The following is a 14,222-nucleotide window of genomic DNA, read 5'->3' as shown; positions in this document are numbered from 1 at the left end:
CTTAGGTGTCTTGGGTTTCTTAGGTGGTGAAAAAACTAAGTTTATTCCGAGATCATCACCGACATCAACTCCTCAATCTCCTCCGCCTCTACCGGAATGCTCGCCATCAAATCCAGCGGCCCATTCTCCGTAACCAGGATATCGTTTTCGATGCGAATCCCCAATTTTTCATCGCGGATGTAAATGCCCGGCTCACAGGTGAAGACCATCCCCTCCTGAATTGGCACATAACGATCCGCCAGATCGTGTACATCCATCCCCAAATGGTGGGATGTGCCGTGCATAAAGAACTGTTTGTACAGCGGCGACTCCGGGTTTTGCTGCTCAATTTCCTTGCGGCTCAACAATTTGAGGTCAATGAGGGAGCTTTCCATCATTTTGACCACCTCTTTGCTGTATTCCTCCAGCGTAGTGCCGGGCACGAGCAATTGTTGGGCTTCCCGCATGATGCTCAATACCGCGTCGTACACACTACGTTGGCGTTTGGTGAATTGGCCACTCACTGGGATGGTGCGGGTGAGGTCGGAGGCATAATGCCCATATTCGGCCCCAAAATCCATCAGTAGGACATCACCAGCCTTACACTCCCGGTTGTTGTGGGTGTAGTGCAATACACAACTGTTGGCACCCGAAGCCACAATCGGGTCGTAGGCATGCCCGGATGCACGATTGCGGATGAACTCGTGGGTGATTTCGGCTTCGATTTCGTATTCCATTACCCCTGGCCGTACAAATTCGAGCACCCGTTTAAAAGCTTTTCCCGTAATCCCAATGGCCTGTTGAATCAATTCTACCTCGGCCTCCTGCTTGTTCATCATCAATTTTTTGAGGATGGGCTGGGCGCGGTGGTATTTGTGCGCCGGGTAGCGCTCCATGACGTCGCGCGCCATGCGCATGTTGCGCGTGGGCAGTTCCGGGAGGAAACGGTCGTGCTCCTCGGTATTGATGTAAATGCGCTTGGACAGCAGGATCAGCTCATGTAAAATGGGCCCCATCTCATCCAGCCAATACACTTTTTGGATGCCTGAAACTTCGCGAGCTTTTTCTTTGCTGTATTTTTCTCCTTCCCAAATGGCAATGTAGTCGCTGGTACGCTTCACAAAAGCCACTTCTTGAAAGCCTTCCTTAATACAACCTGGAAATAAGACCAACACGGTTTCTTCCTGATCCAATCCACTAAGGTAAAACAAGCCCGAATTCTGTCGGAAGGGAAAAAAAGTGTCTCCGCTGCGCGGCATCAAATCGTTGGAGTAAAAAATAGCCAGCGAGTCAGGCTGCATTTTGCGCATGAAACGCTTGCGGTTGTTGACAAAAAAGTCCGGGTTGATCGGATCGTATTTCATGGTCGCTTTCCTTTGGGCTTTAAGTTATAAAAGATATTGGGGCTTTTGCTGGAAAAGCGATGATTTTTTGCATTCCTGGTCACAGGAAGCAAACAAAAGGAATTTAATAGCAGTGATGGATTATTTCCGGTACATCTTAAGTTTAAGGATACCCACCCGGTTCAAAAAATGCCCGATCGACACGCGCAATACCCCCAAACCGTACTTCATACTCCGCCGGAAATTGATCGAGGAAGCCTCTTCAAAGTATTTGGTAGGGCAGGTCACCTCCGCGATGTCGAAACCCGCGTAGACAATTTGGGAGAGCATTTCATTGTCAAAAACAAAGTCATCCGAGTTTTGCTCAAAATTGATGCCTTCCAGCACCTGGCGACTAAAGGCGCGATAACCAGTATGGTATTCGGAGAGTTTGTAGTTGATGAGCAGGTTTTGGAAAAAAGTCAAAAAGCGGTTGGCGATGTATTTGTACATGGGCATCCCTCCCTTGAGTGCGCCCATGCCCAGGATGCGTGAGCCCAAAACCACGGGGTACAAATCCTCCCCAATGATGTTGACCATCGCAGGGATCAACAAAGGCGTGTACTGATAATCCGGGTGCAACATGATCACAATGTCTCCACCTAACTCCAGGGCCTTATTGTACAAGCTTTTTTGATTACCCCCGTAGCCCTTGTTTTTTTCGTGTTTGATCACGTGGTGAATGCCAATGCTGCGGGCCAGTTCGGCGGTATTGTCTTTACTGGCATCGTCGCAAAGAATGACTTCATCTACCAGGTCAAAAGGGATCTCCTGATAGGTTTTTTGCAGGGTGCGGGCGGCGTTGTAAGCCGGTAGGACGACGATGACTTTTTTGCCTTTGTACATGCTTGCTTGGATTTCGGGGGCGAAGATAGATAAAGGTTTGGGGCTTTCAAAAAGAGTACATTAATCATATGTTACCAATCCGCGACAAAAGCACTTACCTTTGAGGCATAAATTACCACCTATGCAGGCCAAACCCGTTTCCCTCTCCCGCACCACCATCACCGAACTGATGATTCCCGCTTACGCCAATTTTGGTGGCAAAATCCACGGCGGGATTTTACTTTCCCTCATGGATAAAGTAGCCTATGCCTGCGCGGCCAAACACGCGGGAGCCTACGTGGTCACCGTATCCGTGGATGGGGTGAATTTCCGGGAGCCCGTTTCGGTAGGGGAGTTGGTGTCTATGCACGCTTCGGTTAACTATGTGGGGCGCACTTCCCTGGTGGTAGGCATCCGGGTGGAATCTGAAAACGTGATCACGGGTGAAAAAAAGCACACCAATACTTCGTATTTCACCATGGTAGCCAAGGACGCTGAAGGAAAGCTGTGTGTAGTGCCACCTCTGGGCCTGGAAGATGACGAAGACATCCGTCGTTGCCTGGAATCCATCAAACGCAAACGACTCAAAGAAGCCTTTAGTGATGAGTTTGACAATGAAAAAAATCGCCTGGATTTGGAGGATAACTTGCATCTGTTGCAAAAGGAGCGGGTAGAGCTACAAAAAAAAGGTTGAGAAGGTTGAGGGAGGTTGAGGAAGGTTTAGAATCGCCAGTGTCTAAGTCGCTGCGGTAGCCTCAACTTTCTCAACCTCCCTCAACCTTCTCAACCAATAAATGCACAAAAAATGCTAAACATTTCCAAATTTTTCGTAGTCTAGGGCGCAAAATCGCCGTATGTCTGAAAACCACGCCAGCAAAAGCCACCAACTGGGCTTTTCCACCATTACCCTTATTACTGTCAGCCTCATTATTGGGCTGGGGATATTTAAAACACCCGCCATCATTGCGGCCAACGCCGGAACTCAAACGATCTTTTTTGCCGCCTGGATCATTGGAGGCATTACTGCCCTGTGTGGGGCTTTGACTTACGCCGAAATTGGGGCGAGGTATCCGGTTATGGGTGGTTTTTACCAGATTTTCAACTATGGCTACCACCCCGTGGTCGGTTTTACCGTCAATATCCTGGTCTTGATTGTCAATGCTGCCAACCTGGGGGTGGTGGCCCTGATCGGCGCGGATTATTTGAGCGATTTGGTGTTTGGGCATCCTTCAGGCGTGCTGTTCAATACGGCCATGGCGACCATTGCAGTAGGGCTGTTTTATGGCGTGAATTTGTTGGGCTTAAAAACCAGCGCCCAAACCCAGAATTTTATGACCGTGTTGAAAATCGGCTTGATCTTGATCCTGATTTCAACGCTGTTCGCTGGGGTTGTTGTGGAGCCGCATGGTTACGAAAACCAACCCGTGCAAACTTTCACGGGCAACAATACGGTGATGCTTTTGCTCTTGAGCCTCATCGCGGTATCCTTCACCTATGGGGGCTACCAACAAACCCTGAATTTTGGGGCAGAAGCCAAACCCGGCCCGGCTTTACACAAGGGCATCATCGCGGGCACGCTGCTCGCCATTTTCCTCTACCTCGCCATCAACTACGCTTACGTACAAGTGATTGGTTTTGAAAAAATGAAGAATGCCACTGCGATTGGCTCCTTGTTGTTTGAAGCCTGGTTTGGCAAAGTTGGTGGTAAAGTGTTCGACCTGGCCATGTTCCTCTCGGTACTCACGTACGTCAACATCATTCTAATGAGCAACCCAAGGGTGATGTGCGCCATGAGTGAAGATGGGGTCTTGCCTAAAATTTTCAGTCGGCGGCATCCACGTACAGGCGCACTGGTACCTGGGCTGACGGTGTACGCCATCCTGACCATCATCATCACGCTCATCGGCAAACAAATCGACCAAATCTTGAGCTTTACCATGTTTTTGGACAGCATTGGCATGTGTACTTCTGCTGCGACTTTGTTTATTTTGCGGCACCGGGGTGAGGGCGATGCACGGGTGACTGGGGCTTTGGCAAAATACACGCCTTATTTGGCGGCGTTTTTTGTGCTGAGTTATTCGATGGTGGCGGTGGTGATTCAGAAGCCCGGGGCGGCGGGGATTGGGCTGGGATTGTTGGTTGGGTTGGGGGTGTTGTATTTTGGGGTGTTGCGGAGGCCGAAGAGGACCTAAGCATCGGGAGTCTCGCCTTCCCACGAAGCCCACGACTAAAGTCATGGGGTAAGGCGGTAGGGTAGCCTCCCACGGATAAATCCGTGGGTTGGCGGAGGGCTTCAGGTAATTTTGCTGGATTTGGATTATATTTGTAGTATAAAAATTGGAAAATTATGGCAATGAATGAAAGGCTTGGGGTTAATCCTATTAGAAGAGGAAGAGGGCCTAACGCTGAAAAATTTCACCGAATTTCAAAGATTCAGATTAAAGGTTTTAAAAACCCAGATCGACATGTAACTTTTGAATTCTCTAAAGGGCAAACAACTATTGTTTTTGGGGAAAATGGATCTGGAAAAACCACGCTATTACGTGTAATTCAGGCTGCACTAAAAGGAGATATATCTGCATTACAGATGGAAAATATTTCCTATTTGGAAATCGAAATCGAATCCGTCAATAAAACTATATATAAATGGCTATACAAAAGTGAGAGTAAGGGAAAAGTAATGCGAAGTCTGGCCATGCCCCCTGATAATAATTCTATACTTTTCGGTACGAATAGAGGGTTAATTGGTGCCAATTCCATCTTTTTTGAAAACATCAATGAACGTTTAATTTTATTGAAGTCAAAGAAGAACACACTGACTCAAGATAGCCAGGAGATTCTTGATTCATTGATTGAAGATACATCCTTTCAAGACATTACCGCCGAAGAGTATTTATTGACTGAGCACTTATCAATTGATGATTTACAAGTTGACACAATTGAAAAAGCATTAAGGATAACATTTGACAAAGGCCAAAAAGCTTTATTAAAAGGGATGAATAATGCCTTTTTTTCTACTATTGACAATGCTATAAATATTAGTGAAAAAATTGATTTTCCAGAAAATTTTCAGGAGAAATTTAAATTAAGGAAAGATTTTTTCTTGTCTTTTATTCAAAGCTTGGACGAATCGAAGACTAAAAATCGGATAAAGGATTTCATTGAAAGCGAAACTTATGATCTAGAAAATGAAAATACTGTATTTAAGGCATTGCTGGTAAATTTATTACTCAAAACAGAGCAAGATGAACGAGAGAATCTTGATTTAAAGGCAATTAATACTATTGTAGAGACCTTTAATTCCTTCGTAATTCATAACAAAAAACTAATCATTAACTCTGTCGAAACTTTTATCCAACTTCCTAATGGTTCAAGGCACAAACTTAAAGACCTCTCAAGTGGCGAGCGCCACCTTTTAAGTTTTCTAACCCTGTTTCTAATCCTTGGCCGTAATCGAAAAGTTTTTCTAATCGACGAACCTGAAATTTCCATGTCAATAAAATGGCAAAGAAAATTACTTGCTCTACTTTCAGAATTCTCCCCCCATGCCCAAATCATCGTCGCTACCCACAGCCCTGAAATAGCTGACGGACATACTGAATACTTAAAAGAATTGGTCTGAGATGGAGTTCAAACACCGCCTGGTAGATACGCTGGTTAGGGCAAGAATGATTAAGGAGCCTTTTGTTGTCGTTGAGGGCAAGGATGATCGGCAAATCTATTCACGTATTGCTGTGGAAATAAACAAAGAGGCAAAAATTCACGCTGTAGCTGAATTTGAGGATTTTCATGCAGGGTGTGAAAGTGTTATTCAATGCCTCACTCAATTACAAGCTAAATTGGCGAACGACGAAACCAATCGAAGATACGTCTTAGGAATTATTGATCGAGATAGTCGACCCTATAAAGGAGACACTACGCCTGAAACATTAATCAATCTTCATATCCTAAAATACTACTCTATTGAAAGCTATTTTGCGACAAAGAAGAACCTTGTAAAAATTCTTGAAAAAATAACTCATGCAACATTTCGAGACATTGACGATGAAATAATTGAATTTGTCCTTAATCACATACGAGAGGTTTATGAACCACTTTATTACGTCTCACTTGATGCATTAAAACAAGAATGTCTCGGCGCTGATAATTACCAAGCGATTATCTCGTATGGAGCAGAAATGAATCTTGACAAGTTACGGCATCTTGCAACAAAAATTCTCCCTATGAATAAAATGGATTTAGATGCTTTTGCGAGTGAGAAAGGAATTGATTTTACAAATCTGAAGCTTGTTGTCAATGGGAAATGGATGCTTAGGATTTATCTTTTTCGAGCTAGAGAAGCTGCTGTCTCAATTGACGAAAAGTGGCGCAACAAAGACCTTCGTAGCCAAACCCCGTACATGTCATATTTTAAGCTTAAGACCGACCATAAAATTGCAGATTTGCATCAAGATGCCCTCCAATTCATCGACCACGAAGAATGCAGTGACATCATCGAGGCCATCAATACTTTAGGCTAAGCCCCTGGAAAAATTAATTTTGCCACGGGCGATTGCCCCAACCTCATTCTCATGGAACTTTCTTTCATCCTCAACGAACTAGGCGAAAACCGCGCAGACTACTTCAATGCCATTGCGCCACCGATCATCCAAACCAGCAATTTTCAGGTGCGGAAGGTGGATGAGTTACGGGATTTATTCGCCGACGAATCAAGTGGTTATTTGTACAGTCGGGGCATCAACCCTACGGTGGATATTTTAAGAGAAAAACTGGCAGCGCTGGACCGGGCCGAAGATGCCCTGGTGTTCAACAGTGGCGCGGCGGCCATTTTTGCCGCAGTACTCGCCAACATTCAGGCGGATGAGCACATCGTGAGTGTACAAAAGCCCTACACCTGGGCGCAACGGATGTTTGACAACATTTTGCCCCGCTTCAATGTCGACACCACTTACGTAGATGGCACGCTGTTGGAAAACTTTGCAGACGCCATCCGCCCTAATACCCGGATCATTTACCTGGAAAGCCCCAATAGCTGGAGTTATGCCCTGCAGGATTTGCGGGCGGTGTCAGAGCTCGCACAGGATCACGGCATCATCACCATTTGCGACAACAGCTACTGTACGCCCCTGTACCAAAGGCCCATCGAAATGGGGATCGATTTGGCGCTGCAAAGTGCGACCAAGTACATTGGTGGGCATAGTGATACCGTGGCAGGCGTACTCAGTGGAAGCAGCGCCATGATCAAAAAAATCTTTGACAGCGAATACCTGAACATCGGGAGCGGCATTCAACCCTTTAATGCCTGGTTGCTGATCCGGGGTTTGCGCACCCTTTCTGCCCGGCTGGAGCGGGTTTCTGCAACTACGCCTAAAATTGTAGATTTCCTAAAACACCATCCCCAGGTTGAAAAAGTATTGTTTCCCTTTGATGTGACCTTCCCGCAATATGAACTGGCCCGCGAACAAATGAGTGGGGCTGGTGGTTTACTTAGTTTTTACCTGTATGCCGATACCCGACAGGAGATTGTACGGTTTTGTGAAGGTTTGCACCACATCATGATGGCGGTTAGTTGGGGTGGGCATGAAAGTTTGATCCTCCCAGGTTGTGCCAGTTTGCTGGATGAAGAATTCAACCCGGACAATCCTGCGCATCGGGTTTTACGCTTATATGTAGGGTTGGAAGATGCTGATTATCTGATCAAAGACCTGGATCGAGGTTTCGAAAGTATGTAAGTAAACCTGATAATTTCACCAGGCTGGCCAAAGGCTCAGAAAAAAAACTGTGCTTTGGACAATTATTTTTTTGTTTTTTAATTGTCAGGTGCGTGACGTTTAACAAATTCATGCGTATAAAGGGCTGATTGCAAGGGGTTTCGAAGAAAAAGCAACACACAAAAAGTTTTATTCCTTGTCAATGAGCCTTTTAAGTCTTTGCTTTAGTAAAAGTCAGTTGCATCTTACGTAATATTCCCCTAATTTTCGTTCGCTTTTGATCACTCTAGAGCGTGTTTCAAATTAGTTTACCCCAAGGTTACTTTTTTCAAAACACAAGCCTTAATCGAAGTTATGCTGAAATTACCTTCCGATCCGCGCAGCGTCGCTAGAATTGAGTCCTTCTTGGACAAGATGGTAAACAAGTACAAAATCAACCCAGACCTTTACGGAAACATTCTGATCAGCCTTACTGAAGCGGTGAATAACGCGATTATTCACGGCAACAAGCAAGATGCATCCAAACATGTGCAAATCCAAATGCACAAGTCGGCAGATTGTATTGCAGTAAGGGTATCGGACGAAGGTCGTGGTTTTGATTACCGCAGTTTACCCGATCCTACTCAACCGGAAAACCGCTGTAAATGTGGTGGCCGTGGAGTATTTATGATGCAGCAATTTTCGGATGGCATCCGTTATTGCGACAATGGCCGCACTGTAGAAATGCAGTTTCGCCTCAATTGTGGCAACAATCGCTAATTTTTCACTAAACTTTTATGGATGATTTTGAACTCTACGATGATTTAGAAGAAGATGGCCCAAGTGACCCAATTTCTTTTTTTGCAGAAGAAATTGATTTCGAACCCGCCAATCCCGCCTTGTTGCGCCGATGGATCGAGAAGGTCATAGCGCACGAAAAGGCAGATCTCAATTTTGTCAACTTTATTTTTTGTGATGACCCTTATCTGCTGAAACTCAACCAGGAGTACCTTCAGCATGATACCCTTACCGATATCATTACTTTTCCTTACCACGATCCACCGGTTGTAGAAGGGGACGTTTTCATCAGCATCGATCGTATTCACGAGAATGCCCACCAATTTGGCGTTTCTTTTGAGCAAGAACTACACCGGGTCATCATCCACGGGGTATTGCACCTCTGTGGATACGAGGATAAAGGCCCTGAGGATAAGGCAAAAATGACCAAAAAGGAGGATGAAGCCTTGCTGTTGTTAAAAACGGTTGACTAATTTGCTGGTGGGTTAATGTACATTGCCATAAGCTACAAAATGTGGATTCAACAAATTTTCCTTGTTGTACCGCAAAGGTTGTTGGGTATTCTGATCAATGACCGTTCCTCCAGCCTCTTCCAGTACAATTTGTGCTGCGCCCGTATCCCATTCCATAGTTGGCCCCATGCGCGGATAAACGTGTGCCTGGCCCTGGGCAATCATCAAAAACTTGAGCGAGCTGCCGCGGGAAACCAGTTCGGGTTGATCCAGTGCGTTGATAAACGCTTCCGTTTCCGGATTCATGTGTGAACGGGAACAAACCACTTTTAAACCGGTGTCTTTTAGCCCAAAAGACAATGCCTGTAACTGCTCCACTTTGCCATCTTTTTCCCAAAAAGCGCCTTCTTCTTTCAGTGCGTAGTACATTTCATCGTAAACCGGAACGTACACTACCCCCAATTCAATGACGCCGTTGTTGATCAGGGCGATGTTGACGGTAAAATCTCCATTGCGTTTGACAAACTCCTTGGTGCCATCGAGGGGATCAACCAGCCAAGCTTTTTCGAAATCTTGACGCTCGGCGTAGGACTGCAATTTGTTTTCTTCCGAAATGATCGGGTACTGTACTGGAAGTGCTTCAAGGGCGCTACAAATAATGGCGTTGGCCGTTCGGTCTGCAATGGTGAGGGGAGAGGTATCCGCTTTGTGTTCGACCTGAAAGTCGGCTTCATTGGCATAAATGTCCAGAATAGCGGCTCCGGCACGACGGGCAATTTGGGTAATTTCAGCAATAAGTTGTTTCTTCTGCATTGAATGGGTACTTTGCGAGTCGCAAAAGTAATACAAATGAGTAAGATTCTCGTTACGGGTGGCTGCGGCTACATCGGCAGTCATACCTTGGTTGATTTGATTGACAATGGTTTTGAGGTGGTTTCCATTGATAACCTGATCAATGCATCGGAAAGTATCCTCGATGGGGTAAAAGCCATTACCGGAAAAACGGTGCAAAATTACCCCGTCGACCTTTGCGACAAGGCAGCAACGAAGGCCGTATTTCAAGCCCATCCCGATATCGCGGGCATCATCCATTTTGCCGCGCTCAAATACGTGGGTGAAAGTGTGGAACAGCCACTACGTTATTTCCACAACAATCTCGATAGTCTGCTCAATGTCCTGGAGTGTATGTTGGAGTTCGGAGTGAAAAACATCATTTTTTCTTCGTCCTGTTCCGTTTATGGCAATGCCACCGAACTGCCCGTAACCGAAAGTACCCCCTTCCAAAACGCCGAATCACCCTATGCACGCACCAAACAAATGGGCGAGCACATCTTACACGACTTCTGTTTTCAGGAAAAAAATACCAACGCGGTCATTCTACGTTATTTCAACCCCGCAGGTGCCCACGAAAGTACCCTGATCGGTGAAGCAGCTACGGCAGCCACCAATCTTGTGCCCGTAATCACTGAAACTGCCGCAGGCAAACGGGCGAGCATGACCGTGTTCGGAGCCGATTACCCTACCCGCGATGGTAGTTGTGTACGCGACTACATCCACGTGATGGACCTGGCTAATGCGCACACCAAAGCCATTCAATACCTCTTAGCCAATCGGCAGGAAAGCAACTGCGAAACATTCAACCTGGGTATTGGTGAAGGGGTGACAGTACTAGAGGCCATCAAAGCCTTTGAAGAGGTTTCCGGGCAAAAACTCAATTATATTATTGGCCCTCGCCGGGCGGGGGATGTGGTGGCTATTTATGCCAACAACAACCGAGCCACCGAGCGCCTCGGCTGGCAGGCCAAACGCAGCATTAGTGACATTATGCGTACGGCCTGGGAGTGGGAGCAAAAACGCTGACAAAACCTTAAAAAATAGATCGATTACGCTGAAGACTCCTCCCTTTGCGTTATATTGCGGTTCTTTCTTGCAATTGCCTGATGCTTTGAGTAATACAACTGTCTACCTACCTTAAAAAATTGGTTTAAAAACAATTATTTCCTCAATAAATCGATTTACCCATGAATCACCTACTACGTTTGTGTCTGGCACTACTCATGCTGGGCTTCGTCACTGCTTGTGACCCTGATGGCAAAGAAGTAACCTTTCTACCTACTGCGGATGAGTACGACTCAGAGCTCGTCCAGGACTGGATGGATCTTACGCTGCAACTCACCAAAGAAACTGCTGGTTATACCCCACCAGTAGCAGCCCGAATGTTTGGGTACGTTGGCTTGGCTTTATTTGAGTCGGTCCGCCCCGGGATTCCCAGTGGCCTGAGTATGGCGGGGCAGGTTACGGGTTTAGAAGCGTCTAATTTGCCCGAAATTGATCCCAATCTGGAATACCACTGGCCTCTGGTGGGCAATGCAGCCCTGGCCCAAATTGTAAAAGCTTGTTATGCGCCCGCTACAGAGCAAAATAAGTTTTTGATCGCCAGTCTGGAGCAGAAGTATACCGAACGCTATCGGAATACCATCCACGATGACATTCACAAACGATCCACCGAATACGGCATGGCGGTTGCCAATGCCATTGCCAATTATTCCAATGGGGATGGCCAACAATTCTGTTACCAAACCAACTTTCCGACTACTTATACGGCACCTACTGGGGCGAGTTTGTGGGTACCTACTGCACCAGCTTTCCAAAAAATACCACTTCAGCCTTTTTGGGGTAAAGTGCGGACTTTTTATCCCAATAATGCCGATGTATCAATGGTACCAGCGCCGCCTACTTACTCTACCGACAAAACTTCTCCTTTTTATCAACAAGCATTGGAAGTGTACACGACCGTTAAAAATCTGACGGTGGAACAAAAAACGATCGCTGAATATTGGAGTGATGATCCCGGGAAAACCTTCACTCCACCAGGGCATTCCATCGACATTACCAAGCAAATACTGGAAAAAGAAGAAGCTAGCCTGGCAGTTGCCGCTGAAGCTTTTGCCCGGGTTGGCATGGGGGTGCACGACGCTTTTGTGTCGTGCTGGAATGCTAAGTACACCCACAATTTGATGCGGCCAATCACTTACGTCAAAGCCCAGATTGATGCCTCTTGGAATGCGCATCTGACCACGCCCCCTTTCCCTGAATACACCTCAGGGCATTCCACCCAATCGGGAGCAACAGCACAAATTTTATCCGATTTATTCGGCTACAATTACGCCTTTACCGATCGGGCACACATAGCTCGCACCGACATCGACGGTGGTCCACGCACCTTCAGCACATTTTTTGAATTTGCCAACGAGGCTGCGGTAAGCCGTTTGTACGGAGGAATTCACTACCGTGTAGGCAATGAACAGGGGCTCTTGCAAGGTATTCGAGTAGGAAAAAACATCAGTTTATTGAAATTCAGAGACCGATAAGAGGCGATAAAAAATTAAGTGTTCATTTTGCCCCACTACTAAGGGACGGAAAAAAATAAAAGGCTGGCGCGGGTTATTGCGCCAGCCATATAACCTGCTACTAAATGCAGGTTTTCAGCATATCTTTCACAGCATGCGCTGTAAGGCACCCAATACTTCCTTCCACAAGGAATCCTTAAACTGAGCCCGGAATACCCCGTAATGGTCAATTTTGGGCGTATTCCAATCTTCGGGGCGTAACACCTGAAAGCTCAGGCCATCCTCACTTTTGACATGATTCCAAAAAGCAGGTACCGAGCGGGCATTGCTGATGGGATCGTCAGTGGCCCAAAAAACGTGAATGGGAAAAGGCATTTGATCAAAAACTCCGGTAGGGACACTTTTGCTATAAAATTTTGGATCAAAAAAGTAATTGGGCTTGCTGCACCAGGCCCTCCATTGGGTCACCACTTTGCGTGGCAAATCCTCCATGATTTTGAACCTTTTGGAAGCAATATAACCCTTCAGCAGGATACTTATGGGGGTAAACAAATAGAAGAAATAATAACTCTTGAGTCGATAACCCCAAGGCATGTAAGGCAGATAACCCACCGAGGTAGCTATGGCTACCAAACCTTTTGCTTTGTGTACATTGGGCATAAACCCAACTAGTTGCCCACCCGCGCTATGCCCTAAAATCAATTTGGGTAAATCCGGGTAGCGGGCATCCATAAAATCCAATATAGCAGGCATGTCTTTTTGACCATAATCCAAAAAAGTATAGTCACACTGACGCATGTCTGCGGGTTTTGACTCGCCAGTTCCCCGGTAATCGTATACAATGGTAGCCAGGCCATGTTCAGCGAGGTAATTGGCCAGCGGCAGGTAAAATTCTTTTTTAAATCCGGTACCACCACTGAGCATGATGGCTGCTTGAGCTTGGGCAGGCGCGCAGAGCACGGCAGAAAGGGGCACTCCATCAGCGCAGGTGATGCTGAGTTTTTCGGCTGGAGCCAATAGGTTTCGGGTCGGGATGTTTGCGGACATGGTTATGGATGTTTTTATTTTATTGATCGTTCGTTAAAATTATTAAGCAAAAAAAATTAACGACTGGCGATTCGCTCCAAAGCTTGCTTCAAATAGTTTTCATCGGCAAACAAGCGGGTCAGCAGTAAGGCACCTTCAAACTCTTGCACTGCCTGAACCGCCATTTGAGCGGCCTCTTCAGCTGGGTATTTTTCACTGTAAATCTGGGTTAAATACTCAATAAAGGTGCTGAAAAACTTGCGCACGATGGGCAAAAAAGCATACTCTTTTCCTACGGATTCAATGGCAGTATTGGCTGTTGAATACTCTTTTTCTGTTTGCGTTTTGGTTTTCTGAAAATAACATTCAAGCGCAGTATTGGCCATTAAACACCCGTTGGAATAGCCGTTGAAGTCATAAAAGCGGGCCATCTTGCCGGCCAATTTTTGCAGTTTACCGGATGTATCCAGCTCAGTATTTTCGACAATACGCTTGAGCATTTGGGTGAATTGCTCCAACATGTAGCTGAGGACTTCCTTCATTAGGTCTTCCTTATCTTTGAAATAGTAATAAAAGTGCGATTTGTGCATGCCCAAAGCGGACGCGAGGTCGCCAATGCTGGTATAGTGGTAGCCTTTCTGCCAAATCAAGAGCATTGATTTTTGCAGCACTTCCTCCTTACTGGTTTTGATGGTAGGCATGAGTTAAATTTACTGGCTC

14 protein-coding genes are annotated in these 14,222 nt (G+C 46.1%); 9 read left to right on the top strand and 5 right to left on the bottom strand.

The features are described from left to right. Positions 1 to 41: 41 nt before the first annotated feature. Both ACEW9O_RS21095 and ACEW9O_RS21090 read right to left on the bottom strand, forming a co-directional pair. Positions 42 to 1,343, bottom strand: a complete 1,302-nt coding sequence (locus ACEW9O_RS21095) for an aminopeptidase P N-terminal domain-containing protein (RefSeq protein WP_373552184.1) — start codon at positions 1,341 to 1,343, stop codon at positions 42 to 44. A gap of 120 nt (positions 1,344 to 1,463) precedes the next feature. Further along, positions 1,464 to 2,207 carry a glycosyltransferase family 2 protein gene (locus ACEW9O_RS21090; RefSeq protein ID WP_373552183.1) on the bottom strand — a complete coding sequence of 248 codons (744 nt, stop codon included), beginning with the start codon at positions 2,205 to 2,207 and terminating at the stop codon, positions 1,464 to 1,466. Between the two features lie 121 nt (positions 2,208 to 2,328). On the opposite strand from ACEW9O_RS21090, the gene ACEW9O_RS21085 reads away from it, so the two are divergent. The 7 genes from ACEW9O_RS21085 to ybeY all read left to right on the top strand — a co-directional run bounded on the left by ACEW9O_RS21085 (position 2,329) and on the right by ybeY (position 9,147). Next, positions 2,329 to 2,880 carry an acyl-CoA thioesterase gene (locus tag ACEW9O_RS21085; protein WP_373552182.1) on the top strand — a complete coding sequence of 184 codons (552 nt, stop codon included), beginning with the start codon at positions 2,329 to 2,331 and terminating at the stop codon, positions 2,878 to 2,880. A 160-nt stretch (positions 2,881 to 3,040) separates the two neighbouring features. Further along, complete coding sequence (locus ACEW9O_RS21080; RefSeq protein ID WP_373552181.1) at positions 3,041 to 4,378, top strand: APC family permease; 1,338 nt, start codon at positions 3,041 to 3,043, stop codon at positions 4,376 to 4,378. 155 nt (positions 4,379 to 4,533) lie between these two features. Continuing rightward, on the top strand, positions 4,534 to 5,808 hold the full coding sequence (locus tag ACEW9O_RS21075; RefSeq protein ID WP_373552180.1) for an AAA family ATPase: 1,275 nt from the start codon (positions 4,534 to 4,536) through the stop codon (positions 5,806 to 5,808). A gap of 1 nt (position 5,809) precedes the next feature. Further along, positions 5,810 to 6,706, top strand: coding sequence for a DUF4435 domain-containing protein (locus ACEW9O_RS21070; RefSeq protein WP_373552179.1), 897 nt, complete (start codon positions 5,810 to 5,812; stop codon positions 6,704 to 6,706). Between the two features lie 51 nt (positions 6,707 to 6,757). After that, positions 6,758 to 7,918, top strand: coding sequence for a PLP-dependent aspartate aminotransferase family protein (locus tag ACEW9O_RS21065; protein WP_373552178.1), 1,161 nt, complete (start codon positions 6,758 to 6,760; stop codon positions 7,916 to 7,918). A 333-nt stretch (positions 7,919 to 8,251) separates the two neighbouring features. Then, positions 8,252 to 8,656, top strand: a complete 405-nt coding sequence (locus ACEW9O_RS21060) for an ATP-binding protein (protein WP_373552177.1) — start codon at positions 8,252 to 8,254, stop codon at positions 8,654 to 8,656. Between the two features lie 17 nt (positions 8,657 to 8,673). Then, complete coding sequence (gene ybeY, locus ACEW9O_RS21055; RefSeq protein ID WP_373552176.1) at positions 8,674 to 9,147, top strand: rRNA maturation RNase YbeY; 474 nt, start codon at positions 8,674 to 8,676, stop codon at positions 9,145 to 9,147. 12 nt (positions 9,148 to 9,159) lie between these two features. Here ybeY and cysQ read toward each other — a convergent pair whose 3' ends face one another. Further along, entirely contained in the window at positions 9,160 to 9,939 is a 780-nt protein-coding gene (cysQ, locus tag ACEW9O_RS21050) for a 3'(2'),5'-bisphosphate nucleotidase CysQ (protein ID WP_373552175.1), read from the bottom strand. Between the two features lie 36 nt (positions 9,940 to 9,975). Between cysQ and galE the strand changes: the two genes are divergently transcribed. Together galE and ACEW9O_RS21040 are read left to right on the top strand one after the other, a co-directional pair. After that, positions 9,976 to 10,986: a UDP-glucose 4-epimerase GalE gene (gene galE / locus ACEW9O_RS21045; RefSeq protein ID WP_373552174.1), complete on the top strand. Its 1,011-nt coding sequence runs from the start codon at positions 9,976 to 9,978 to the stop codon at positions 10,984 to 10,986. Positions 10,987 to 11,147: 161 nt separating this feature from the next. Continuing rightward, positions 11,148 to 12,497 (top strand): vanadium-dependent haloperoxidase, encoded by a 1,350-nt coding sequence (locus tag ACEW9O_RS21040; RefSeq protein WP_373552173.1) that lies wholly within the window; start codon positions 11,148 to 11,150, stop codon positions 12,495 to 12,497. Positions 12,498 to 12,623: 126 nt separating this feature from the next. Here ACEW9O_RS21040 and ACEW9O_RS21035 read toward each other — a convergent pair whose 3' ends face one another. Together ACEW9O_RS21035 and ACEW9O_RS21030 are read right to left on the bottom strand one after the other, a co-directional pair. Further along, a complete protein-coding gene (locus ACEW9O_RS21035; protein WP_373552172.1) occupies positions 12,624 to 13,523 on the bottom strand; it encodes an alpha/beta fold hydrolase in 900 nt (299 codons plus the stop codon). A 56-nt stretch (positions 13,524 to 13,579) separates the two neighbouring features. Next, entirely contained in the window at positions 13,580 to 14,203 is a 624-nt protein-coding gene (locus ACEW9O_RS21030; protein WP_373552171.1) for a TetR/AcrR family transcriptional regulator, read from the bottom strand. Between the last annotated feature and the right edge of the window lie 19 nt (positions 14,204 to 14,222).

The organism is Haliscomenobacter sp., from assembly GCF_041740695.1.
Classification (GTDB): domain Bacteria; phylum Bacteroidota; class Bacteroidia; order Chitinophagales; family Saprospiraceae; genus Haliscomenobacter.
Note: the sequence above shows the minus strand (reverse complement) of the source record. Positions and strands in the feature narration are given on the sequence as shown.

Bases quoted from the DNA above. Each gene is read 5' to 3' on its own strand.
- ACEW9O_RS21095 (WP_373552184.1), bottom strand. From the start codon at position 1,343: ATGAAATACGATCCGATCAACCCGGACTTTTTTGTCAACAACCGCAAG.
- ACEW9O_RS21090 (WP_373552183.1), bottom strand. From the start codon at position 2,207: ATGTACAAAGGCAAAAAAGTCATCGTCGTCCTACCGGCTTACAACGCC.
- ACEW9O_RS21085 (WP_373552182.1), top strand. From the start codon at position 2,329: ATGCAGGCCAAACCCGTTTCCCTCTCCCGCACCACCATCACCGAACTG.
- ACEW9O_RS21080 (WP_373552181.1), top strand. From the start codon at position 3,041: ATGTCTGAAAACCACGCCAGCAAAAGCCACCAACTGGGCTTTTCCACC.
- ACEW9O_RS21075 (WP_373552180.1), top strand. From the start codon at position 4,534: ATGGCAATGAATGAAAGGCTTGGGGTTAATCCTATTAGAAGAGGAAGA.
- ACEW9O_RS21070 (WP_373552179.1), top strand. From the start codon at position 5,810: ATGGAGTTCAAACACCGCCTGGTAGATACGCTGGTTAGGGCAAGAATG.
- ACEW9O_RS21065 (WP_373552178.1), top strand. From the start codon at position 6,758: ATGGAACTTTCTTTCATCCTCAACGAACTAGGCGAAAACCGCGCAGAC.
- ACEW9O_RS21060 (WP_373552177.1), top strand. From the start codon at position 8,252: ATGCTGAAATTACCTTCCGATCCGCGCAGCGTCGCTAGAATTGAGTCC.
- ybeY (WP_373552176.1), top strand. From the start codon at position 8,674: ATGGATGATTTTGAACTCTACGATGATTTAGAAGAAGATGGCCCAAGT.
- cysQ (WP_373552175.1), bottom strand. From the start codon at position 9,939: ATGCAGAAGAAACAACTTATTGCTGAAATTACCCAAATTGCCCGTCGT.
- galE (WP_373552174.1), top strand. From the start codon at position 9,976: ATGAGTAAGATTCTCGTTACGGGTGGCTGCGGCTACATCGGCAGTCAT.
- ACEW9O_RS21040 (WP_373552173.1), top strand. From the start codon at position 11,148: ATGAATCACCTACTACGTTTGTGTCTGGCACTACTCATGCTGGGCTTC.
- ACEW9O_RS21035 (WP_373552172.1), bottom strand. From the start codon at position 13,523: ATGTCCGCAAACATCCCGACCCGAAACCTATTGGCTCCAGCCGAAAAA.
- ACEW9O_RS21030 (WP_373552171.1), bottom strand. From the start codon at position 14,203: ATGCCTACCATCAAAACCAGTAAGGAGGAAGTGCTGCAAAAATCAATG.